General features: G+C 43.5%; 23 protein-coding genes. 6 read left to right on the top strand and 17 right to left on the bottom strand.

Going from position 1 to position 24,578, the window contains the following annotated elements; translation table 11 throughout:
• Positions 1-41: 41 nt before the first annotated feature.
• On the bottom strand, positions 42-752 hold the full coding sequence (fadR, locus tag AC2T0J_RS15850; RefSeq protein WP_489806743.1) for a fatty acid metabolism transcriptional regulator FadR: 711 nt from the start codon (positions 750-752) through the stop codon (positions 42-44).
• 454 nt (positions 753-1,206) lie between these two features.
• Here fadR and nhaB point away from each other — a divergent pair, with 454 nt between their 5' ends.
• From nhaB to AC2T0J_RS15830, 4 genes are all read left to right on the top strand, one after another.
• Positions 1,207-2,787 carry a sodium/proton antiporter NhaB gene (nhaB, locus tag AC2T0J_RS15845; protein WP_489806742.1) on the top strand — a complete coding sequence of 527 codons (1,581 nt, stop codon included), beginning with the start codon at positions 1,207-1,209 and terminating at the stop codon, positions 2,785-2,787.
• A 14-nt stretch (positions 2,788-2,801) separates the two neighbouring features.
• Entirely contained in the window at positions 2,802-3,326 is a 525-nt protein-coding gene (dsbB, locus tag AC2T0J_RS15840; RefSeq protein WP_489806741.1) for a disulfide bond formation protein DsbB, read from the top strand.
• Positions 3,323-3,877, top strand: a complete 555-nt coding sequence (locus AC2T0J_RS15835; protein ID WP_489806740.1) for a GNAT family N-acetyltransferase — start codon at positions 3,323-3,325, stop codon at positions 3,875-3,877. The genes dsbB and AC2T0J_RS15835 overlap by 4 nt, the downstream gene beginning before the upstream one ends.
• 333 nt (positions 3,878-4,210) lie before the next feature.
• Entirely contained in the window at positions 4,211-5,800 is a 1,590-nt protein-coding gene (locus AC2T0J_RS15830; protein WP_489806739.1) for an HAD-IB family phosphatase, read from the top strand.
• A gap of 290 nt (positions 5,801-6,090) precedes the next feature.
• Here the strand turns inward: AC2T0J_RS15830 and AC2T0J_RS15825 are convergent, their stop codons facing one another.
• The 5 genes from AC2T0J_RS15825 to AC2T0J_RS15805 form a co-directional block, all read right to left on the bottom strand.
• A complete protein-coding gene (locus tag AC2T0J_RS15825) occupies positions 6,091-9,273 on the bottom strand; it encodes a hypothetical protein (RefSeq protein ID WP_489806738.1) in 3,183 nt (1,060 codons plus the stop codon).
• Positions 9,263-9,844 carry a hypothetical protein gene (locus tag AC2T0J_RS15820; RefSeq protein ID WP_489806737.1) on the bottom strand — a complete coding sequence of 194 codons (582 nt, stop codon included), beginning with the start codon at positions 9,842-9,844 and terminating at the stop codon, positions 9,263-9,265. The genes AC2T0J_RS15825 and AC2T0J_RS15820 overlap by 11 nt, the downstream gene beginning before the upstream one ends.
• Complete coding sequence (locus tag AC2T0J_RS15815; RefSeq protein ID WP_489806736.1) at positions 9,837-11,192, bottom strand: ABC-three component system protein; 1,356 nt, start codon at positions 11,190-11,192, stop codon at positions 9,837-9,839. Before AC2T0J_RS15815 ends, AC2T0J_RS15820 begins: the two co-directional genes overlap by 8 nt.
• Positions 11,189-12,274, bottom strand: a complete 1,086-nt coding sequence (locus tag AC2T0J_RS15810; protein ID WP_489806735.1) for a ComEC/Rec2 family competence protein — start codon at positions 12,272-12,274, stop codon at positions 11,189-11,191. The genes AC2T0J_RS15815 and AC2T0J_RS15810 overlap by 4 nt, the downstream gene beginning before the upstream one ends.
• A 156-nt stretch (positions 12,275-12,430) precedes the next feature.
• Positions 12,431-13,381: an IS30 family transposase gene (locus tag AC2T0J_RS15805; RefSeq protein WP_489806734.1), complete on the bottom strand. Its 951-nt coding sequence runs from the start codon at positions 13,379-13,381 to the stop codon at positions 12,431-12,433.
• A 488-nt stretch (positions 13,382-13,869) separates the two neighbouring features.
• Between AC2T0J_RS15805 and AC2T0J_RS15800 the strand changes: the two genes are divergently transcribed.
• The gene (locus AC2T0J_RS15800; RefSeq protein WP_489806733.1) at positions 13,870-14,427 is read left to right on the top strand and encodes a hypothetical protein; all 558 of its coding nucleotides are present in this window, start codon (positions 13,870-13,872) and stop codon (positions 14,425-14,427) included.
• A gap of 74 nt (positions 14,428-14,501) precedes the next feature.
• On the top strand, positions 14,502-15,404 hold the full coding sequence (locus tag AC2T0J_RS15795; RefSeq protein WP_489806732.1) for a hypothetical protein: 903 nt from the start codon (positions 14,502-14,504) through the stop codon (positions 15,402-15,404).
• 329 nt (positions 15,405-15,733) lie between these two features.
• Here the strand turns inward: AC2T0J_RS15795 and AC2T0J_RS15790 are convergent, their stop codons facing one another.
• The 11 genes from AC2T0J_RS15790 to tsaB form a co-directional block, all read right to left on the bottom strand.
• Positions 15,734-15,967: a hypothetical protein gene (locus AC2T0J_RS15790; RefSeq protein WP_489806731.1), complete on the bottom strand. Its 234-nt coding sequence runs from the start codon at positions 15,965-15,967 to the stop codon at positions 15,734-15,736.
• 87 nt (positions 15,968-16,054) lie between these two features.
• Positions 16,055-16,549 carry a YcgN family cysteine cluster protein gene (locus AC2T0J_RS15785; protein WP_489806730.1) on the bottom strand — a complete coding sequence of 165 codons (495 nt, stop codon included), beginning with the start codon at positions 16,547-16,549 and terminating at the stop codon, positions 16,055-16,057.
• A 1-nt stretch (position 16,550) separates the two neighbouring features.
• Positions 16,551-17,216, bottom strand: coding sequence for a fumarylacetoacetate hydrolase family protein (locus AC2T0J_RS15780; RefSeq protein WP_489806729.1), 666 nt, complete (start codon positions 17,214-17,216; stop codon positions 16,551-16,553).
• A gap of 1 nt (position 17,217) precedes the next feature.
• Complete coding sequence (locus tag AC2T0J_RS15775) at positions 17,218-18,204, bottom strand: lytic murein transglycosylase (protein WP_489806728.1); 987 nt, start codon at positions 18,202-18,204, stop codon at positions 17,218-17,220.
• Between the two features lie 10 nt (positions 18,205-18,214).
• Entirely contained in the window at positions 18,215-18,520 is a 306-nt protein-coding gene (locus AC2T0J_RS15770) for a YcgL domain-containing protein (protein WP_489806727.1), read from the bottom strand.
• Complete coding sequence (gene rnd / locus AC2T0J_RS15765; protein ID WP_489806726.1) at positions 18,517-19,671, bottom strand: ribonuclease D; 1,155 nt, start codon at positions 19,669-19,671, stop codon at positions 18,517-18,519. The genes AC2T0J_RS15770 and rnd overlap by 4 nt, the downstream gene beginning before the upstream one ends.
• A 61-nt stretch (positions 19,672-19,732) precedes the next feature.
• Positions 19,733-21,385, bottom strand: a complete 1,653-nt coding sequence (gene fadD, locus AC2T0J_RS15760) for a long-chain-fatty-acid--CoA ligase FadD (protein ID WP_489806725.1) — start codon at positions 21,383-21,385, stop codon at positions 19,733-19,735.
• 122 nt (positions 21,386-21,507) lie between these two features.
• Positions 21,508-22,353, bottom strand: a complete 846-nt coding sequence (locus AC2T0J_RS15755; protein WP_489806724.1) for an alpha/beta fold hydrolase — start codon at positions 22,351-22,353, stop codon at positions 21,508-21,510.
• Between the two features lie 162 nt (positions 22,354-22,515).
• Positions 22,516-23,211, bottom strand: a complete 696-nt coding sequence (locus AC2T0J_RS15750; RefSeq protein WP_489806723.1) for a Slp family lipoprotein — start codon at positions 23,209-23,211, stop codon at positions 22,516-22,518.
• Positions 23,212-23,492: 281 nt separating this feature from the next.
• Positions 23,493-23,795, bottom strand: coding sequence for a hypothetical protein (locus tag AC2T0J_RS15745; RefSeq protein ID WP_489806722.1), 303 nt, complete (start codon positions 23,793-23,795; stop codon positions 23,493-23,495).
• A gap of 105 nt (positions 23,796-23,900) precedes the next feature.
• Entirely contained in the window at positions 23,901-24,578 is a 678-nt protein-coding gene (tsaB, locus tag AC2T0J_RS15740) for a tRNA (adenosine(37)-N6)-threonylcarbamoyltransferase complex dimerization subunit type 1 TsaB (RefSeq protein WP_489806721.1), read from the bottom strand.

The raw sequence follows: 24,578 nt of genomic DNA, 5'->3' as shown, positions 1-24,578 counted from the left end.
ATTTGTAACAATACAGATCAAAAACGCCGCGAGTGCGGCGCTTAATCGACGAGGTCCTGAGGCATGGTATCACGAACTTCATTCCATACCCGCCCTGAAGCATAACCGTATTCGCGAACCACGGCAGGCACTGATTTATAATCGCCCTGCTCAGCCACTTGCTGTAATTTGGCGTAGAATTCTTTGGCTACATCGCGAGCACGGGGATCCGAGAAAAAGAAACCGCCGATGCGTGAATACAAACCACGAAAACCATTCATCATCAGTACAAATACATTGTTGCCGGAAGCCAGGGCTAAATCGTGGTTTAGCTGATAGTCAAAATGCGCAAACGCTTTACCGTCTTCCTCAACATCTTTATACCGGGCAATTATTTCCGCAGACTCCTGTGGATTTTTACGGATGGCACCGCGAATAAATACCGCGCTCAGATTGGTCCGGGCTGCCAGCAGATTATCAACCAGTTCGGGAATTCCATCCTGATCGAGTCGGGCCAGGGTTTCAAGAATGTTGAGCCCGCAGGTTTCCCAGAAATTGTTCACTTTAGTGGGTTTACCATGCTGGATCGTTAACCAGCCATCACGCGCCAGACGCTGCAATACTTCGCGCAAGGTGGTGCGTGTAACGCCGATAAGCTCAGACAATTCCCGTTCAGCGGGAAGAATAGTACCAGGAGGAAAACGCCCACTCCAAATCGACTCTACGATGTATTCTTCGGCAAAACCAGCCGGACTTTGTGCCTTGTATATCATATTTGCTCGCCACTGAACGTTTTTGTTATTTTCAAACTGATTGTACCAGATGAATTTTCATAAGCACAATGAATAAATCGCCGCTAACCGGCAAGTCACACTTAACTCAGACATATGCGGCCGATTGTAACAGTTTTAAAGACGAAAACAGCATAAGAAACCAGCCCAGAGCGATAGCTTGCCGTTTTGAGCATTAAATGTTGCCCAAATCCATAAACAATTCTCAGTTAGCGCATTTTTTAAACAGCTGTGTGAATATGGTCTGAGATACGTCGCTTTATACTTCCTGTCGTGATAGTTTTCGGTTAGTCTTTGCAGACTTAGACGAAAAGTGTCCTAAAAACAGACATTCACATTCAAACTGTCACCCTGGAGGTGACAAAAAATTATAAAACTCGTCTATTATTAGCTGAGAACAACAAATTAAGCCTGTGATAAAAAAGGAAATTACTCCATGCAAACCTCTATGACCATGGCGATCTATAAGAATTTTCTGGGGCATGCGCCAGACTGGTACAAAAAGACTATTATTGGCTGTTTAATTGCTAACCCTCTGATTTTCATGCTCGATCCCTTTCTGGCCGGTTGGTTACTGATTATCGAGTTTATCTTTACCCTCGCTATGGCGTTAAAATGTTATCCCCTCCAGCCCGGCGGGCTGTTACTGATTGAAGCGCTCTTCATAGGCATGACAACCCCCCAACACATGATGCATGAGATAGAGGTGAACCTGGAAGTGCTGTTGCTGCTGGTATTTATGGTGGCCGGTATCTATTTTATGAAAGACCTGCTGCTGTTTTTGTTTACCAAGCTGGTTATCCGGGTACGTAATAAAACGGTTCTGTCACTCGCGTTTATTATTGCCTCGGCATTTCTTTCTGCGTTTCTTGATGCACTGACTGTGGTAGCGGTAATCATTGCCGTTGGCCTGGGCTTTTACACCATTTATCACAAGGTCGCATCGGGCAAAGAATTTCATCACGAACACGACCACACCTCTGACGATAGTGTGGCAGATTTAGGCTCAAACGATCTGGATGACTTCCGCGCCTTCCTGCGTAACCTGATGATGCACTCGGCAGTCGGTACCGCGCTGGGTGGTGTAATGACCATGGTCGGTGAACCGCAAAACCTGATCATCGCAGATAAAGCTGGTTGGAATTTTGTGGAGTTCTTCATCCGCATGTCGCCCATCACTATTCCGGTATTCCTGATGGGTATTCTCACCACTGTATTACTTGAGAAAACCAAATTATTTGGTTATGGCGCCAAGCTGCCAGGTGCAGTACGCCAGATTTTGATGGATTATGATAAGTCTATGGACCAAGCCCGTTCAGTTCGTGATAAAGCGCGCCTGGGTGTGCAAGCCCTGATTGGCGTATGGCTGGTTGTCGGCCTGGCAACGCATATGGCGGCAGTTGGCTTAATCGGACTCTCGGTTATCGTGCTGGCCACCTCTATGAGCGGTGTCATTGAAGAGCACGCTTTGGGTAAAGCCTTTGAAGAAGCACTTCCCTTTACCGCCCTGCTGTGTGTGTTTTTCGGTGTGGTGGCGGTGATTATTGAACAGGGTCTGTTTGCGCCGGTTATCCACTGGGTACTGAGTTTTGAAGGCACCACGCAGTTGGTAATGTTCTATCTCGCCAACGGGGTGCTCTCGATGGTAAGTGATAACGTCTTTGTGGGCTCCGTATACATTACCGAAGTCAGCACCGCACTGGCCAATGGCGAAATTACCCGCGACCAGTTTGACTTACTGGCAGTCGCCATCAACACCGGCACTAACCTGCCAAGTGTGGCTACCCCGAATGGTCAGGCCGCATTCCTGTTCCTGCTGACCTCCGCTATTGCACCGCTACTGAGACTGTCATACGGACGCATGGTCTTTATGGCACTGCCCTATACCATTGTGCTGGCAATTGTGGGCTTACTAGCCACTTACTGGGGATTATCGGACGCTACCCAGTGGCTTTATGACATACACCTCATAGAACATCACACTGGCATCCCTGGTGCCGAAAACAGCGGCCATTAGGAGCATTACAAAGAATGGGATTGTTGAATGGACTAAGTAGCTGGGCAGAACAGAAGTCTGCCTGGCTGGTGCTCTTCGCCACTTCGCTGGCATTGGAGTGCACGGCGCTTTATTTTCAACACGGTATGGGCCTCGAACCCTGCATAATGTGTATTTACCAACGTACAGCAATGTGGGGCATTGTGCTGGCAGGCCTGCTGGTGCTGCTGTTCAACCACCCGCTCACCCGCCTGGTAAGTTATGGACTGTGGGGATACAGTGCAGTAAGAGGCTTTATGATAGCTTCTGAACACATTGAAATTATCGAGTCGGACGATCCGTTCTTTGGCACCTGTGAAATTTTCCCTAACTTCCCCGAGTGGGCCCCACTTCATGAGTGGCTACCCGCCATTTTTGCCGCCAAGGGTGACTGTCTGGAAAACAGCTGGCAATTCCTCTCCATGGGTATGGCCGAGTGGATGCAAATCATATTTGGCGCTTACTTTGTTGTTTTAATGGTTGTGCTGCTAGCCAGAGTTATCGATAAGAAACTCTTTTGATCGACCTTACCACCCTGCCTGTCAGACTGGCTCCCATTTTTACGGATGCCGGGCCGGTCAAAATTATCCGCGTTCATCACAAATACGCACAGGCCTTATCGGAAGCTGGAAAACTCGCTTCCTCCTCCGTTAAGCCCTGGATGGGTTCAGGTTTAACTCCCACTACCCTGCGTCATGCTGAATCCCTCATCGAGACATTAGAACAGCAACGTAAAATCGGCTATGGCATTACCTACCTGATGATGTGGAATGAACAGTGCCTGGGAATGGGCCTGCTTAACTACATTCATCCGGTGCATCTCAACACCAACCTGGGTTTATGGCTGGTTCCTGAGGCCAGAGGCCGGGGCCTGGCAGTTAAACTGTGTGAACGCCTGATAGAAATTGCCAGACAACCTTTAGGCCTTAACCGTATTGAGTATTTCACCCTGCCCGATAACCAGCCCAGTATTAAACTTGCTCACGCCATTGGTGCCAAAAAAGAAGCCCTCTGCAAACGCCGCATTCTCAATCAGGATGCCCTGCTCTTCAGCCTATTGCTCAACCACTAGTTATCGCTAATTTATCCACACAAGTAAATAATGGCTTCTGCTTTAGACAAAGGACGTTCAAAAACAAAAATTGTAGTTCGGCTTCGTTTGCTAAATAACGGATCCTAATTGTGTTACATCTTCTGCAGTCCATGCTTATCACTCGGAAAAAATTAGGCTGTCTGCATAAATCGCCTCACTTGTAGCAGCAATAGCCTCTTTGTTGATGATGTGGAATTTTGCAGACGATCAAGTATCGAACAGTCAACGCACATCACTATTTGAACAGGGTGGTGAAATTATGTACAGTTCAATGTTGAGAGTTCAAATCATAGCCGTTAGAAAGGAGTCAGAATGGCATTCCCAAGTGTATTTATTAGTTCGACATACTTAGATTTAGTAGAAACAAGAAATGCTATTTTATCATGTTTTAATGAACGGCACTTCAACGCTGTCTCAATGGAGCGGGGAGGGATTAGTTACGACCATAATAAACCAATGGATTATTCTTGTTACGAGGCCGTAAAAGACTGCGACATGATGGTATTAGTCATTGGTTCTCGTTATGGTTCAGCGGTCAGTGACGGCATAAGCTCCACAGATGGTAGAACAATAAACTCAATTACGAAACAAGAGTATTTGCAAGCTAGGGCTGTTGGGATAAAAATACTAACTTTCGTAAAACAGAGCGTAATCCACGAGTATTACACCTACACTAATCAACCAAAGGCACAGCGAAAGCACTTTCAACCAACGTTTATCGATAACTTAGCTATTTTCGATTTAATAAAGGAAATAAAGTCCCTTAGCCATAATAACGAGCTAATTCCGTATGTCGAGTCCATCGAGATAATCGATAAAATTGAAAAAGAAATAGCACATTTGGTACAGAAAGGCCTGAGCAATGCCACGCAAAATGATCCATTAAAAAAAGTTAAAATTAATGCATACAAGCTATTTTATGCACGCAGAACAAAAAACATGTCTTTGACTGAACTTGCCAGAACTGTTGGAGTGAAAAGAGCTCATATTTCCAGCTTAGAGTCTGTCAAAAAAATAAATCACGACGATATTAATGAGCTGCCTTTTAGGGAATGTGATCAATTAATTTTAGAAAAGCTCGAAGATGTGCTCGAATGCCGAGGTTTGTTATCTGTCGGTCAAGACGACGATATGCTTTCTCATTATGTGAATTATTACTATATAAATAGAGGCAAAAAAACCACGAAGAATATACGGGGAGATCAAACCTTTGACTTACTACCGAAAAAAGCTGTGGTATTCGATTTCGATGGAACACTCACCAGAGCAAAGTCTAGAACAACATGGGAAATAATCTGGGAAAAGTTAGGCTACACCGTAAATGATACCAATTACTACCACAGACAATATAATAATAATATGATTTCACATGAGCAGTGGTGCCAGATAACGTGTGAAAAATTCATGGATCGAGATTGTGATGAGTCTTTGCTTAAAAGTGTTGCTAAGTCAATTGAACTAGTCGCGGGTGTCAAAGAATTGATCACAACGCTGGTCGAAAATGATATAGAAGTGCATATTGTATCAGGCTCTATTGATTACATAATTAGGAGTGTTCTGGGAGACGAGTTGTTTCAAATGTTTACTAACATCGAAGCTAATGAGTTCAAATTTCGAAATGGTAAACTATCTGATATTAGGGGAACCCCTCATGATTTTGAGGGCAAGGCAACCTACATCAAAAAACTGATTGCGCATAGAAAATATCAGCTATCGGATGTTTTGTTTGTAGGGAATTCTAGTAATGATCATTGGGCCTCGCTTTCAGGAGTAAACACTCTATGTGTGAACCCGCATTTTACTGATGGAAATGATGAAAAGGTGTGGGTGTATTGCATAAGAGAAATGGATAACGCAGTCGAAATTCTGTCGTACATTAATTTGAATAACATGGATATTTGACGCCTCGCAAGAAGCTATTTATGTTCTTGTTTTTGGGTGTCCTTTAAGGCTTGAGTACTTAGACGTACATAGCTGAAGATGACTGGCACTAATAGACAAGGTAAGTTCAGCGTCGCCCTCGGTTTTTGACGTGTTCCAATAGATTCACACTGCTACCTCTATTTTTCTCAAAGTAAATGGAGATACACTACATCATCTGAATACTTGTATTTGGTGCGAGCTAAAGCTTAATCTTTAACTTGGTGCACAAGACTTTTTATTAGGTCAAATAGTGCGAAAAATTTTTATATCTACGGCGCATCCACTGCGACTTTACCAAAGGATTCTAGTCGTAAATACTTGGAGGGAAATAGCTTTGTAGGCATTTTCTTTTTTAATAATTCATGAAAGTTTTCGTCATGTGTCGTCACAATAAGTTGCTTATCGAACTTAATTGTTAACATTCTGAAGAGGTCGATAAGACTAAGAGTGTTAATAGAGTCTATTGACTGGACAGGATCATCAATAAAGATGCAATTAACTGGGTTACCCTCACCGTCAGTTAACGTAAGCGCTCTCGCCAAGAATATGCTTAAAGCCAACACATTGATCTGTGCTGAGCTAAAATTCAACACTGGTGAAACATTCATTGAATCATCGGATGTTTTAGCCTTAATAAGCAGCTTCGGTTTATCACCATCGGTTTTACACTCGAAGCAAATATTTTTGAATTCAGGGTGAGGATCTATGGCCTGATAAAGCTGATTAATTAATTGAGTTTTAAAGAAGGCATCAACCTTACTTTGAATGTATTGCCCAAGAGTATCGATATCGCCTTGCAACTCACTAATAATTCCATCAAGAACCAACTCTTTGTTTTCCGCGATCTGATATTTCTCTTCTAATGCCTTTAATCCTTCAACTCCAACTAGCGCCTTTGCTAATGCTTTCGCTGTTTCCAAGCTTGAAATTCCTGTTGAATACAGTGCAACATCTTCGTCAAGTTCTTTAACTTTCTGAGTAATAAGTTGACTAACCTGTTCCATATCCTGCCTATGCTGGGCAGAACAGTTTATGTCTTCTATTACCCGTTCAAATTGTAGAACCATTTCGGACAATTTTGTCTGTTTTTTCCTCAAAGAGTCTTTTTCTTGTTCTAATTCGGATATAGAAGTCACTAGAAATTTCTTAGGAAGTTTCCCTTTCAATTTCTGAATATCCTCTTTCGTGCCTTTAACTGAATCGGATTCTTTTTTTCTGGATAAGTTAACTCTCTCTATTTCCGTTATGAAGGCTTGGGCTAACTTTTCTTCAGAGTCTAAGTTTTGCCACTTATTACTTTCTAGAAAGGTAATAAATTCATTATACGAGTTGAGTCTTTTTCTTAGTAGGGAAACTGTTTGGTTTTGTTTTTCCAGTAAGCCTTTCGAATGACTTTCATGTTCGACTAAAGTCCCAATCTCATCTTCTTTTTTAGAGATATCATCTTTGAGTCGTGTTGATTGCTTCTCTAACTTATTTAGCTCTTTGGTTAGATTCGATTCATAACTCAGTTTGTTTTTAAATGATACTTTTTCATTTAATGAGTTCAAATCTTCTTTTGTTTTGCTCTGCTCTTGTACAAGTCTTGAGCGAGAAATGTCGAGTCCTTTCTTAATATCCCGTTCCTTTGCAAGCTCTCTATCTAACTGTTGCAGAATGTCAAATCTTAGTGCATCAAATTTGTTACGAGCGTTTTTATTTAATATTTCAAGCTCTTCTATTTGCTTATTTAATGCGGCACTCTCTTCCGACAACGCCTGTTCTCTGTTATGATAACTTGGGTTTTCTTTTAATTTCGTTTCTAAAGCAGAGAAATCTGCATATGAATGCTGACAAACTGGACATTCGGATTGCTTGGTATGAAGAATTAGTTCATGAGCCTGAGTAATAAGTTGCTGTAGTTGGCTGGAATGGATTTGAACTTGAGCCAACTCTTGTTTTTTTCTCGTCAATAGTGATTGTTTCTCATTAATACTCTCGGAATATTTCTTAAAGAGAGACTTTTGCTGCATAATTTCAGACAACATATTTTCCGCAATAATTGACTCATATTCAGCAAGATTCGCACTTTCTATTGATAAACGATTTAATGCTAGAACATTCATCTCTAGCGTCTCGATATCTTCGATATGCTTTTTCTCTTGTTGTTTTAACTCCCCTAGTTTTTGGACAAGTTCCTTTTCCCTTTTTTGTAGTGAAGTTATTTCTGCGAAAGTCTGATCAGAATTTTGCAAAAGTTCTAGCTGTTCATGAAGCTCCTTGTTCGATACATTAAATTCTTTTAAGAGCCTTTTATGCTCTGTCCTATAACTCGTCAGAGTGGAGATTCTTTGCTCTTCTAGAGTATTAAGTTTCTCTTTTTCAAGCAATTTAGAATCATAAGTTTTCTTTAACTCAAAATATCCACTCACCTGAGCTTCATTTTTTCTGAGCTTATTCAGTAAATCCACATAGTTCTTTTCTTCTTCTAAGAACTGGGCTTTCAGCTTTTCTAGATCATCAATAGACTTCTTTCTATATTGTGAATCATTAATCAGGGCAATCTCTTGATCAGTAGCCCTTTTATCTGCATATGCAGCTTGATAGGTATCCAACTTTGACAGGTGCTTTATCAACTCTGATTTAGTCGAAGACGCTTTGCTTTTAAGGTTTTCTATAGTGCGAGTTGTGCTTATAGCAGATTGTTCAAATTGGTCATACCGTTCTTGCGTAAAAGGCTGCAATTCATCAAGAATGTTAAACTCGTCCTTGTTTAATATACTGTTTACTTGTTTCAAGTGCGTGTTCAGGGCTGAAACATCTTTTTTCTTATCATCGTAAATTAACATCTCTCCCGCAATTCGAGTCTTATCTGTTTCAACCTCTTTTTTCTCTTTCTCTGCTTCATTTTTTGCTGCAATTAGCGATGCTCTATTTATTGTAATTTTCGATAGGTTTTCTTCATTTTCGGCAAGTTTGGAAAAGCGCTCTTCCGGGTCAGTCTCTCTGAGTACGCTATCTATGGCTTCCTGATAAAGCATGGCATGTTGGAAAAACTCTGTTCCTGCTGTGGATTCTCCATCAAATTTATAATCGCCCCCCCCAATGCGAGGATTTCTGTATTCACTTTGGAAAGCTTCGTTTTGGCTATCTACTTCAACAGAAATAGCAGTTTCGAGTGAATTATCTGCAAATTTGTTTCTGATAACGAATTGCCTTTCACCAGTTTGATTGCCTTCTTTCATTTCCTTATCATACAACTTTTCAATCTGCTTCATTCTTGAATAGCGATGTATTTTATTTGTAATGGCAAAATCGACCGCATCACAAAAAGAGGTTTTACCAAAGCCATTGGGGGCAAATATTGATATGAAATTAGCTGGATTCCCCGCTTCATCAGAAAAGACAAAAGTACCGTCTTTGGCATGATGGTATGACTTAAACGCCTGAATTTCGACTCGTTTAATCTTCATTACTTAATCTCCTTTGCAACTCTTCTTTCAACCAACGCTTCCTTTTGTCAGCGTCATCTCTGGCACGAGAATTGGTTAATTTGAGTTCACAGACTCTATAACCAAAGCTTCCTTCATTTATTGCAAAGCTGCCGGCTGCTTCCTGTTGCAGTTCAATATTTACATCTGCTATTAACAATTTGTTGCTTAGAATGCTGGACAAAACTTGCTCACTTTGAGTTGGCTGTAAGTCATCTGGAAGTTTAATATACAGTTTACGCATAGCGATCTTGTTATTTTCTAACTTATATTGGGTTTCAGTATCCAACTGCTTTTTGCTAGCAAAAACAAGGTAGATATTCCAAAGCTCAAATTTGCTTATGTCGGTAGTGATATAGTCATAATTAACTTCATGTACCACGTTTTCCCAGTTATCCTGAATAAACTGAGCTGTATCAGATATGCAACAAATGCAAGTGGCTGTTGCATTTGTGGAAAGTTCAACATTAAATGTAATAAACTCCGCATCAAAATCAGAAAAGCAGGGAAGTGCTAACTCTTTGCGTTTAAAGATAAATTGTTTATCACTCATCTTCTTGGCCTTCATTTAATATGTTGACATACTCATTCCTAACCAGTTCTTCAATTTGATCTTTATGATCAGTAAGATTCAAGCTCTCAAATTGCTCTTCATTGTTTTCTATACATGCTTTATTTAAAGCATCCCAATGAAATATCGGATTATCCATTGCTTTATTTTTAATAACTCTATCTATTAGATTGTGTCTATCTGAACCTTCAGTAATATTTTTTGGTGTTCTCTTAAGTTTTTCTGGTATCCGAGCACTTGGAGGTGTACTTCCCTTCGATAAAATAATAATCTTAGCTGTCTCTTCTAGCTCTTCAAATGAAGTCTGGGCAATATAGCGCCACCAAAGAAGTTTATAACTCAGCTTTTCATGGTCGAAAATCAATCTATAGCCGCTGAAAAGATTATCTAAAAACTCCTCATGAACTAACTCACTCCCTGTCCTTTCAAAATGAATAACAAATTGAACAAATAAAAACTCAAGGAAACTGCTCCAAATATTATTGTCAAAAAGATCTTCATTTTTTTGCTTGTATGCGAGCAGAACACATCCAAATTTTTCGATGATGCTATCAGGGTTGATTTCAGAAGATGTGTGAATTTGATTTTGATGAAAATAATACTTAGCTAATTCTTTAACACATTCAATTCCATCATCATCAAGCAATTGGACTGAATTAAACAATTTGTCTTCGTGGTAGCTAAAGCTTTTAAGATACGGAGGTTTTATCTCAACCAACTTGTGTGATTTTATAGTTTCTTCAACTTTTTTAAATATGTATCCATAGATATGACCATCATTCGAAATGGCTGCTGCCATCCGGTTTTCTATGCCTACTAATTCAACTTTATTTGTCTTATCATTGAAGAAAAATATTCCGCAGCCTGAATAGCCTTCAATATCCTCAAATATTGCTTGAGACTGGTTCCTAAACTCTAAGAGTTCATTTTCACGAATATCATGGAGTATTAATTCATACGTCGATGGCTCACTAGGCAATCCCTGCTCTGGCTCTCTGATTCTCGGGTGTCCGTAAATTGAAACTGACATTCCAATACTAAGCTCATTATAAAAGTATCCAAGTTCTAGCCCTTGCTGAAAATCCACTTTTAGTATGGCGAGGTCGCAACCTTCTTCCTGATGGAAGTATCGTTCCTGAACAGTTATTGAGTTACCATTATTGTCGAGAACAGAAATATCTGAGATCTCTGGAAATTCGGATTCTTTTACTACATGTTTTGCTGTTAGTACATAGCTATAATCTTCGTTAGCAGGCTGAATCAAAACACCGCTGCCTTCAGCTACTTTTACCACATGTCGTTTGGCAACCTGCCTTAATGCTTCCGTCATAGTTCCAATTCGTTTTCAATTACCTTTAGCTTAAACCCTGCTTGCTCTAGCTGCTCTCGTTCTTCACGCTTGAACATGTGCTTTCTAGGACTATCATAATTAAAATAAATAGTGGCATTTGGAAATCGCTGATGGATGCGAGCAACAGTTCGCTTATCTGGGAGCCCGTGGGCACTGCCATCAGTAGATATAATAAAGTTTTCAGCATCTATCAGCCGCAAAAACTCGGGGCTTGTATTATACTGACTGCCATGATGAGACAATTTTACAAAGTTCACTTTTAAAGGGTTACCTTCCGAATATTGCTTTCCATTTGCATCTTTTAATCTTTTTATTTCTTCAACAACAACGTCATCGTGGGCATCTCCGAGCAAAAGCATACTTTTGCTTTCTAGTTCCAATAAAAATGCTATGGAACTGCCATTGTGAATCGAACTGTCATCTCTGAACTCATCTGCTACTAAGAGCTCGTCAAAGGTCTTTGTATAGTCTGTTTTTTTTCTCGATGTAAGAGATTCAGGTTTCTCTCTTCTCCATTTAACTAAAAGTTTCTCCAGCTTTTTTTCTGTAGGAGAAAGAATGGAAAATTTAGCCCCCCAATGTTCATGAACGTCATTAGCTTTGATAATTTCTCGATGCCAGATATCCAACTCAGTAATTGTTTCCTCAAAGCTCACTCCTTGACGAATGCTAGTATAATTATCTGAATCAGATCCTGTCGTAGCTTTATCAAAGAAAATCTCATGTGTATCGTCATGCTCTTTTTGAAAATATTCATCTATGAGCAAACCTGAGTTAAACCATACATTGTCACAAAGCTCCCTCAACAATTCGCCATGTTTGAAAGCTTTCAAGAGACCACCAATATGATCATCGTCAACATGTGTCAGCACCAAAAGATCAATCCTTTGTCCTTTTTCCTTGACGTTAGACAAAACTTTGAATAAATCTTTCTTTAATGAGCCTTGCTTGTAGGTATTCGACTTACCACCATCTATGAGAACATTTTTTGTGATGCCCCCATAGAGCCACGAGAGTAAAATAGAGTCGCCGTTGTTGGCCTTGAGAATTTTGATATTCATAAGTTAAATATGGGTCGAATATAAGTAATTGTAATTTTGAACATATTTACTCATAAAGCAAGAAAACAATAGGGGAAAGCTAGCTAAATTAAACTAATCGATACGACAGTTATTATCAAGCCGCGAATTCAACTCCGAAGTGCACCACTCGCTAAATTAGGCAGCCTTGCGTAATTCATTGAATATCGCGACAGGTTGCCTGAAGCCGAGACACTTTCTCGGCCTGGCATTTAATGCCCGTTCAATCTGAGCAATTTGCTTGTCCATTACTGTCCGCAAATCGGAGCCTTTACGTATGTATTGGCGAAGCAAACCGTTAAAGTTTTCATTCAGTCCGCGCTCCCAGGAAGAATAAGGGTTCGCGAAGTAAATATCCGTTTTAAGCTTCTCTGCGACCAGCTCGTGATCACAGAATTCGCTGCCGTTGTCCGCCGTGATAGTTCGGACATGACTGCGATATTTCCACAACATGCCAACCATGGCACGGGCCACATCGGCTGCACTTTTCGCTGGCACTTTGCGTATCAGATACAGCTTACTTTTACGCTCCACCAAGCTAACAATCGCGCCCGTTCCTTGCTTGCCTAAAACCGTGTCAGCTTCCCAGTCACCGAACCGCTTCTTCTTGTTCACGATAGCGGGACGATGCTCTATGCCAACGCGATTTGGGATAATTACACGCTTCGCGCGGCTACCTTTACGGTATCTTCGGTGGCTCTGGCGTAGCTGTTTATACAATTTACCGCCGCTTAATTTATCACGCTGAACGTAGCCATAAATCCATTCATGGCTGACGTGATGACCGATGATTTTACCTACACCAGCAATCTGCTCAGGGCTCCATTTCTCATTCAGCCCAAACTCTACAAAGGTAATCGTCAGTTCAGATATCCTGTATTTTGCGGCCTGACAACGTCGTTTTAATGCCTTGGCCTGAGCGACTTCCGGTAGGTAATGGCTATCTCGAATTCGATTACGTTTAACTTCTCTACTAATGGTGCTGTGACTTACACACAGACGCTTTCCAATCTCTCGATAACTGAAACCCTCGCGTAAGTAGGCCTCGATCTGGTATCTTTGTCCCTCGATCAACTGCATGTAACTCATGGTAATACTCTAATTGTTTGGCGACTTTAGAATACCACCAACAGGCAGTTGATCGTCTGTCACCCTTTAACCATGAGTGGTGCACTTATTATCTGAATTCGGGAGATGAAGCAGAGTTAGGATCAGTTATTTAGTTATCGCTAATTTATCCACACAAGTAAATAATGGCTTCTGCTTTAGACAAGGAGTGGAAGTTACCTCAGCCGACGCGTAGCTTTGGGGAAAATGGATCCGCTTGTTATATTGCTGGATTAAGTCTTAGATGGCCATATCTTTTACTGACAGTCTGCCATTCTTTCTTAGTTTTCGCTCCACTAAATAGGCGCTCAATGCCGCTTATTTACGTTCAAAAGCATTAAAATCACGTTTGAACAGGCCTTTACGATATGAGCAACTACACTTGACAATAAAATGGCTACAATTTACATTAAATTTGCGAATTGATATGGACTCGTTTTTCGCATTACAATAATTATTTAAGGAATATCATGAAAATCAATATGTTTTTCTTTGCATTATTATTTTCTACTTCTATCTATGCAAATACAGAAAATTCAACTCCAAAAGTTATTCATTCTAACGCTTATGAAAAGGCTCTGTCTCAAAGTTTAGCTCCAGTAAAAAGTTTAAACGACCTGTCAATTGAATTACAAAAATTTGACTCACCAATAAACACTTTGTCAGAATCGGTGAGAGTCGAATTCTTGGACTCTTTGATTTTTAGTGATAGTGGACTAGCTAGTTTCAATTATAAAATATTGGAATCGGAACTTACACCGACAGAAGTTTATAATCTATTATCACTATTCGGATTGCAACGGCTAGTTCCAATGTTTGATAACGCTCGGATTGTAACTAATTCAGACTATTTACTTATGAACAATCCAGCGTTTCTATCTAATGAGAAAGAAACTAACTCTGGAGTTACAACTTCTAGTTTCGATTCTGGCGTTATTGGTATAGGTGCAGACCACGAAGGTTACAAGTGCGAATCGCGTGGCACGTGTGTTCGTGACAGTAATCGTATATGCACATCCAATTGCTAGAAATATTTTAAAGCCATATACCAAGATATACTCTCATTTCGGTCCGCATTTAATTTATAAAATATTTAATTAAAATGAAAAAAATCACACCGACATTATTCTTGGCATTTTCAATCAATGTAAATGCAGAGTCAAATTGCAAAAATGAAATTGATAGTGAGAAGTATTTGGATTATCTTTCAGAAAGGTTGAAATCAATTGAGAAAATTGTTGATACAAGCCAAAGAAAAGACCACATACCAATGGACAAAGGTATAGAGGTTTCTCGTGTTTTTGATAAATGCTTTGACCTTGCTATAAAAAAAGATTTTTTAAAAACTCTATCAAACCATGAATTAAAATCCGTACAAGAACAACTATATGATGCATATTATTTAACTTTGAAAAATTTAATAGCTGAAAAACTCCTTTTGATTATAGATGAAATTAATGAAAGAGCTGAATATCATGATAACATCAAACCTATTATTTTAAAAATAAGTAAACTGGCGTCTCACGCAAGAGACGTTGAACTTATCGAAAAAATAAATTCTAATTACAATTTATATATAAAAACCACCAAAATAGAAGAATTTAAGGATAAAAAAACTCACACAATTATCGAGAAAGGTGAAGATGGAAAGTATTTCTCAAAGAGCTATAAGTTTTCTGAAAAACTGCTGGTTATTGTGAGCTCTCCTTTTTGTAATCCTTCAAAGAGGTTTGCCGATTGGTATAGAAATGAAGGTAAGTATAATTTATTAAGAGATACAAAAACCTTATTTTTGCTGCCGCAATGGATTCCCTTTGAAGAAGATTATGAAGTATTTTCAGATTTAAATTATGCAGTGTCATATAAGAATGCTGATTGGAATGAATTAAAATATTGGGGAACCCCTTCATTTTATTACTTTGAAAATGGCGTTTTGATTAACACAGAAATTGGCTGGCCTTATGGTGAAAACGGACAGAGAATCAAGAACATGCTGAACAAATAAGAAAGGTCAGAACAAGTCCCACTGTTGAATTAGTCGATGAGCAGGGTAAACCATTTGAATTCATATTCTTTGGAATGAAAGCGCTCACTCAACTATTAGAGAGGCGAACGTCGCCTAAGAACTTCTTACTCGTTACGCAAAGAATGAACTGCCCACTGCCCACTTCCGCTTTTCGCTCATAGTTGAAGCTGGAAGACTAAGTTGTGAAGGTCCGGTTTACAAAGCCGACCGTGGAAAACCGGTATCAAGATGGCCGCTCCTTTGACCAATAAATGAAATTGCTTGCAGAAAAACTAATCAAGTAGATATAAAGATGTCGTAACAGGGGTTTATTTTTGAAGCCTGGAGCGTATAAAGCTAATCAGGGAATAACTAACCAGGCCAAAACACATAAGGGCAACAAAGCCTGCCGGGTACGCCATCAACAGCATCCCTTTGTCCCAGCCATACAAAGCCATAGTGGTACAGATAACAGCCAGCGATAACTCGATGAGCAAACTTTCCCAGTTCAACCGATAGTCCGAATCGATGGGGCGGGCGAAGAAATTAATTTTATAGGGCATAACGACACTCCTTTGTGTTAATACCAGTGATAGCAAAATCTGCCAGTGCTGACCAGTTTAATCGATGAGCGGCATTAATGGCCCTCCCTAGTCTAGGTCTTCCAATGGCCAGATAGCGATATACTCTTCGAAGTTGTCCAAATCAGCGTCTGATTCAGGCACGGTCTTACCGCGCACCGACATTCCTTCCCGGTGCATCGCCGTTTTCTTACCGCGATTTAGCAGTGGGTGCCACGACGGCAACCCGCGCCCCTCGTGCAGGCGCCGGTAAGCGCAGCTCGTAGGCATAAAGAAAATATCTTTGAGGTTTTCTTTGGTTAATTTTACGCAATCCGGGACCAGTTGCTGACGTTCGGCATAGCGTGTGCAGCTGCAGGTTTTGGTATTAAGCAAATCGCAGGCAATACTGGTGTAATGAATGGTCTCATGATGCTCCATATAATCCGTTGGCGCGGCTTCTTCGGCATCATCGTCGTCGATAAACTTGTGCAGGCAGCACTTGGCACAACCATCACAAATCGCCTCCCACTCTTCACGGCTCATGTCATCGAGTGACTTGGTTTCCCAAAAACGGTCGTCCATGTTACTCCCCAACCTGTGTGCGAATATCAAACCATGGCGCCATCTTAAGTTGTAGCTGATCTCCAGGTAATAATGGCCCAACCCCCTTGGGGGTGCCGGTTAATACAATATCACCGGGTTGCAGGGTAAACACCTCAGAGATAGCGCACAGCAATGAACAGGCATCCCGCATCATCATTTTGGTGTTGCCCTGCTGGCGGACTTCGCCATTGATTGTCAGCGAGAAATCAAGGTTACCGAGAGCGGCGGAATTGTCCAACGGCGTAAAGCTGCTAACCGGACATGCCCCGTCAAACGCCTTGGCGCGCTCCCAGGGTTGCCCCTTGTCTTTCAGTTTTTGCTGTACATCACGCAAGGTTAAATCGAGCGCCAGGCCAATGCCATATACCGCATCGACTGCAGTTTGCATGCTGCTGCACTGACGCAACGGCTGACCAATTAACAGAGCAACTTCCAGCTCGTTATGACACTCCCCCATGTCGGTAGGGATAACCAGCGGTTTGCTGATCTCACACAGTGCGGTTGCAGGCTTCATAAATAACAAAGGTTCAGCGGGCACTTCGTTGTTTAATTCCTGAATGTGGTCGAGATAATTGCGGCCCACACACACCACTTTGCCAACCGGCAAGTCTATGTGTTCGCCCGATAAGGAGGTATGGTGATACATGTTATTTCCCCTGTTTGATACGTTCTGACAAATAGCTGACAGACACACCAAAATAACTGGAGCGGTTCCACTTCATCAGCGTATGGAAGTTTTGATAAACCAGGTACAGGCGGCCGTTGTTACCATCGGGCATAATTAGGGAGGCGTTAATATCCACTTCGGGCAGGTCTTTACCATTAAAACGGCGCACACCCTGCTCCTGCCAGAAAGACAGAGGTTTAAATTTAGCCCGGTCAAGTCCGGCCAGGGTGTAATCAAAATCACTGCTAACGCTAACCTGGCGTCCCCAGGTCTGGCTATCCTGCCAGCCCTCGGAAGCCAGGAAATTGGCTATTGAGGCAAAAACATCTGCCGGCGTGCCCCAGATATCCTTGCGACCATCGCCATCGTAATCAACGGCGTACTGCAAAAATGAAGTGGGAATAAACTGGCTCTGTCCCATAGCCCCCGCCCAGGAGCCGTTAAAGTCCTTCAGGGGAATATGCCCCTCCTGCAAAATAGTCAGCGCCGCCATAAACTGCTTTTTAAATAACGCTTCGCGCCGACCTTCAAACGCCAGTGAGGCAAGTGCAGAAAGTACCGGGTAACTGCCCTGAATACGCCCAAAGTTTGACTCATTGCCCCACAGCGCCACTATAAACCTTGGCTGTACACCATATTCCCTGCCAACCTGTGACAGCAATGCCTGATGCTCTTCCATTAGCGTTACGGCCTGTTTTACTTTCCAGTCCGGCACCCGGGTTTTCAGGTATTTATCCAGCGTTATCTTTGATTCCGGCTGATTTTTATCGGCCTTAACCACCGTAGCGCGGTAGTAAATAGTGGCAAACGCATTTTCCACAAACTGACGGCTAAAGCCAGCGTCAATAGCATCGGCTTTAAGCTGGGACTTATACTGTTCAAATGCTTGTTGTTCGTCGGTCTGCTGAGCAAAAACAGGATTGAACAACAGCCCCGCACACAACAATACGAACCATAATCTACGCATACATCGCCCCTTAAGACTTAGGTGATGTGGATGACAGGCCAAGCTCAGTACGGTGAGCCTCCAGCCAGTTTTCTTCCTTCGATGGCATTTGCAGATAAAAGCCAGGCTCGTTCATGGCTTCCAGTAATGTTTGTTTATCTACACCACCCAGAACTTCACGTTTATGCACTGGCAGCATCATCACTAACTGAGGGGTGCCGAAGCGGCTCATCAGCGCTTCAGGCACGGCGGAGAAATCATCTTTGTTGGGAATATAAAGATACATTCCTTCTTTTCTAGCGGTTTTATAAACGGCAATCAACATGGTGTTTTTCAATTATTATCTTCGTGTAATATCGCATTAACGACAGGGCTGAACAAAGGTTCACGCCATCCGGTCAGAACGTCGGGGATTAGCCCCATAAGGCGGCATTCATCAACATTAAACCACTTGTATTTTAGCAGCTGATTGAGCTGTTTTTTAGAGGCCAGCACTTCTTCTGTAACACCGTGCTCTATCGCCATTTCGCTCACTGCCTGTTTAAACCTGGCTAGGGTTTGTTTATACGCAGGAAAGTCTATCAAACGGGATATACGCTCAATATGCTCACCTGGTGGCGTATTATCGAACTCCTGTAAACCAGCGTTCACTACGTTGAGGATCATATCAGGATTCAGGCGCCGCTCCTGAGGCGTTAAACTCTGTATACGGGCAAGCGCCGATTTTGATTGCGGCATCCGCAGTGCCAGCTCATATAAGTGTGGCTCTTTAAATACAAAGTTTAGCGCCATATTGCGCTCTCTGGCCCGGCGAACACGCCAGGCAGCCAGATGTTTCAATACGGTGAGCTGCTGGCTGGATAAACGCCAGGCATTTTTGATCTGTAAATAGGCAAATTCTGGCGGCAGGCTGGCTTTTTTCTTTTCGACCAGGCACGCCGATTCCGATAATACCCAGTCTATTTTGCCTTTCGCCTCAACCATTTCGTACAGTTGATGGAACGCTGGCAGCAAATAAAGCACGTCATCGGCAGCATACCGGCATTGCTTATCACTCAGTGGCCTCGCCAGCCAGTCGGTACGCGACTCCCCTTTTTCCAGTTCGGTTTCCAGCAGCATTTCGATTAACCTGGCATAACCCATGGTGGCGCCCAGGCCAAGCAGGCTGGCGGCAAACTGGGTATCGAAAATAGGCGTGGGTACCTCATTAAAGGTGGTCAGAAAGGCTTCTAAATCTTCCGAACAGGAGTGCAATACCTTCATCACATTGGGGTTGGTCAGCAGGCTGACCAGCGACGACATATCCTCAATGGCCAGCGGATCGATAAGCACCAATTGGTGTCCGTCATAAAGCTGCACCAGACCAAGCTCGGGTGTTAGCGTGCGGGTTCTGACAAACTCCGTATCCAGCGCTATTGCCGGTTGGCGTGCCGCTCTGGCACACACCTCATCAAGGGTTTCCTGATCCTGTATGTAAATATAATCCATAAACTAAAAAAACCGGCACAAGGCCGGTTATACTCTTTAAAATCGGGCCTGACGACGCGCCCTAGTCTCTTAGTTCACGTCGTAATATTTTACCTACATTGGTTTTCGGTAATTCTTCTTTAAACTCTACGTGTTTAGGTACTTTATACCCCGTCAGATGCATGCGGCAGTGTGAAATCACGGCCTCAGCAGTGAGTGAATCATCTTTTCTGACAATAAAGAGCTTAACCACCTCCCCACTTACATCGTGGGGAACACCAATGGCGGCGACTTCAAGCACAGCATCATGCATTGCTGCCACTTCTTCAATTTCATTCGGGAATACGTTAAACCCGGAAACCAGAATCATATCCTTTTTCCGGTCAACAATGTAGAAATATCCTTCTTCATCGCAACGGGCGATATCACCGGTGGCTAACCAACCGTCTTTAAGTATTTCTTCACTGGCTTCCGGGCGGTTGTAATAGCCTTTCATTACCTGCGGGCCTTTTACCCACAGTTCACCGGATTCACCGGCCGCCACTTCATTGCCGTTATCGTCAATTAACATGATGTCAGTAGATGGAACCGGCAAACCTATGGCACCTTTATAAGCTTCGAGTTGAGGCGGGTTAACCGCAACCACAGGCGAACACTCAGTTAAGCCGTAACCTTCCAGCAGCACGGTACCGGTGACTTTTTGCCATTTTTCGGCCACCGGACGCTGAACTGCCATGCCGCCACCCAAACCAAATTTAAAGTTAGAAAAGTCCAGTTCGCTGAACCCGGGCGTATTGAGCAACCCGTTAAATAAGGTATTCACGCCCGGTAAAATGGCAAAAGGGTATTTTTCCAGTTCTTTAACAAAGCCTGGCATATCCCTGGGATTAGTTATCAGTAAGTTCGGACAACCGAATTTGAGGAATAACAAGCAGTTAGCTAACAGAGCAAAGATGTGATAGAGCGGTAATGCGGTGACTACCAGATCCTTGCCCGGTGTGATGACAGTGGATAATATCCCTGACACCTGTTCCAGGTTAGCTATCATATTGCGGTGCGTTAGCATGGCCCCCTTTGAGACCCCTGTTGTACCGCCGGTATACTGCAGAAAAGCCAGGTCTTCATTAGTGACTTCAGGCCGTGTATAGGTGAGTTTCTCGCCGGCTTTCAGTGCCGACATAAAAGACTTGGTCCCGGACAGGCGGTAAGACGGTACCATTTTTTTAACGTGCTTAACGACAAAATTGACTACCCAACGCTTTGGCGCCGGCAACATGTCTGCCAGAGAAGTCAGCAGTACTTCCTTAATACCGGTGTCCGCGATGACTTTGTCCAGGGTATGGGCAAAATTTTCGACGATGATGATTGCTTTAGCCTGACTGTCGTTAAGCTGGTGTTTTAATTCTCGCGCTGTATACAGCGGGTTGACGTTAACCACGGTCATTCCTGCACGCAGGATCCCGAACAGAGCAACCGGATACTGCAACAGATTAGGCATCATGATCGCGATGGCATCGCCGGGCTTAAAGCCGTTATTCATCAGATAGGCCGCAAATTGCCGGGACAGGCTGTCGAGCTCACTGAAACTGATTGTCTGGCCCATATTGATGTAGGCTGTTTTGTCACCATATTTTGCTACAGACTCGTCGAGTATGTCGATAATGGAGGTGTAACGGTCCGGATCGATTTCCGGCGCTACTCTCGAGTCATAATGATTAAGCCAGATTTTTTCCACCAAGCTCTCCTGTCACCTTAAGTCTCTCGATTGTTCTTGTTGTTTGCTACTGCTGGGTCAGAGCACTGGTCTGACGTGTAACATATAGTATAGGATGATCAACAAAAGATAAACGCTGTTATTTACATTTCTTCAACAAACTGACAAATCGCATTGCTGACTGCTGACGGATTAACCATATGGAAGTGATGCCCACCTGAGAATAGTTCAAACCGACTGTTTTTCAACCAGCTTTTGCGCTTTTTGTAGGTCGTCTCCATTTCCTTAAAGCTGTCTGACGCACCGCCGATCCAGACCGGGCATTCGATGGCCTCCATAAGATTTTGCGCTTGTGATTCGGTTAATCGTAACGACGATTTGGTGCGCAAACGGGGATCACTGCGCCAACCGCTCAGGCCATCTTCCCGGACGGTTATATTTCTGCGCAGAATAGTCGCTGCGTGTTCAGCAGCAATGTCGCTCATTTTGCAGCGTGCGGCCACCGCAGCATCCAGATCTACCTCCCTGGGGGTACCAGTGCGGCCAGGCTTTGGCAGACGAGATAATATTGATGTCCGCAATTGCTCTGTGCTGGTCTCAGCGGGCATTGTCAGCGGTCCACAGGCATCAATCATGGCAATGGCACTTACCCGCTCCGGGAATACAGCGGCATAAATACTGGCCAGGATACCTCCCAGGGAATGGCCGACAATCACAATGTCCTGCCAGTCTTCAGATACCACTAGTTCATGCAGATCCTGTATATAATCCATTTGGTTATAGTGGGCACCCGGGGGGCGGTGATCGCTCAGGCCGTGTCCGGGCAGATCGATGGCAATATACTGAAACTGGTTCATTGACGGCGCCAGACAAGCCATACTGGCGGCATTATCTAAAAAACCATGTAACGCCAGCACCACCCGGCCTTGCTGGCCATTGGTCATGCCTCTGACGGTGCCCGACGATATTGAAAACTCACACGCTTGCATTACTACTCCCTGGGGGCATTGCCCTGTGACTCATAGACATTGAGCAGCAGTTTAGCAGCGACGAGGATAAATGTAGAACCTTTGTTGATACAGACAAGATCGCCCGGGGCAGAAGTTTGCCGCACACCGGGCTAAAAGTTGCCGCAAGCGGCAACTGATTACCTAAGGCTCGAGTCGGCGCTGAGCCTTGTTTCTGGGACTTGGCGGTTGCGGCCTTGGTTGTGGGCGCACACTCGGACTTGGGCGACTCGTGGCAGGTGGCCGATAATTATTCTTACTCCCCGACCAATAGGTCGGATCCTTGTAAGTGCGGATCATGCGTACGCTCGGGCCAAATCGCCACGGACTCCAGTAAGGATGATAAAACGGTGAATACCAGCCAGAGTAAAAATCAAAGAAGACCGTCGATGTATCGTACTGTCTCTGGCGACGCCATTTGTAGTAATTGTCGACCGTTAGCGACGGAAACATATAGGGCTGTTCGCCAACCATACCGGCCATTGGCTTACCCACCTTGCCCAGAAAGGTCACAGTGCGTCCCTTTTCAAACATGATGGGATCAACAAACTTATTAATGACCGCTTTAAACCGACCCGGAGTTTCTTCACTGGTATTTGGCTTGCCATAGTGATTCAGCGGGAAATACACTACTTCAATAAGGGTTTGCTCGGGTTTATTCTCGACATTAGTAATAATGCCCCCCCAACGAGCGCTTTTACCCAGAATATCGTCACCCGCTACCACTGCCTTGTTATATCCCACCAAAGGCGTTTTTTCTGGTACCTGTAAGGGTTCGGGAACAACTGCACAAGCCGACAGACTTAATGCAAAGATAACGACAAATGCACGAACTAACATAAGGGTTCCTTGCTTTAGCAAAACATGAAAGAGCCATCCGGCTCATGGTTCATTTAAACTGATCCCAATAAGCCGGTGGCTCCGTGCCTGACTTATCACTCATACTGACCACATCTTACCAACGGATCAGTATGGTCGGGTCCAATCCTGAAATACTCTAACTTAGTGTAGAAGATTAAACTGAATAGAAACTGAATTCAGCTTGATTCATCGACATGAATCAACAAGTTACTGATTATGACAATGGTAATCAAGGATAGTTTAGTCAGGCAGTAGCCGGATTAAGCATAGAGGTCGACCCCCATCATTTCGCGAATAGCTGCCCGCCTGGTTTCACGTTCATGACTGGCGTATGCTTCCAGGGCCAGAATAGCCGGGCCCTGGGGCTGATCGTAGCCAGACGTTCGACGAAACGACTCCGCCTGAGCACGGGTTTTATCATCGCCGGTACGGGCCTGAACAGCATCTAGCTGGATTGCCGTCGCTTTATCAACACGCTCCACCGCTGCGGATTTTGCCGCAGGTTTAGGCTGCGGAGCATTGCGCTCTACATTGGGTGTGATTAATTGCTGACGAATTTCCATGAAGCAGATAACGCCTGTCGGTTGCCAAAATACTGACGGCCAAATGGGCTGTCGTGAGTTAAACTCAACGTACAGCAAATATCACGCCAGTCCTGGGCCCGCACTTTAACGGCCAGGTAGCTTTTTCCAGGTAACCGTATTACGTAAATATTCGGGAGTAATGGCATCAACCGCCATGCCCTGTCCTGCATTCAGACTTTGTTCCGCCAAGGGCAACATAAATCTCGCATAAGGGTAAGACACAGTTACAGACTGGCCATTAAGCCGTTCACTTAATGTCGGATAGGCCTGCCAGCCAGTGCCGGCCGCCGTCATTGAGGAGATATTAATTTGCTCAGCAACGCTCTCAGGTGAAGTCACTTGCTCTTCACCCACCAACGTCGCTATACCCTGGTGATTTTGATAATGGCCAAAATACACTTCGCCCATACGGGCATCAATGGCCACGGCAACGTCATTAACGTCACCGGCATTTATCACCTGCTGTGCCATAGCAGCCAGCGTACTCACCCCGGCAACAGGGAGCTGGCTGCCCAGAGCGAGCCCCTGAATAATACCGGTGGCAATACGCACTCCGGTAAAACTGCCGGGACCACGGCCAAAGCCCAGGCCATCGAGTGCCGATAAAGAAGCGCCAGCCTCTTTCATCACCGCATCCACCATGGGCAGAATTTTCTGACTGTGCTGTTGCGGACAAACCTCGTAACGGGTAAACAGTGACTGATCAAACTGTAAGGCAACCGAGCAAGCTTCGGTAGCAGTATCAATAGTTAAAATGTTCAT

It is taken from the genome of Alteromonas sp. ISO5 (genome assembly GCF_058105165.1).
This window is presented reverse-complemented; position numbering and strand designations above follow the sequence as displayed.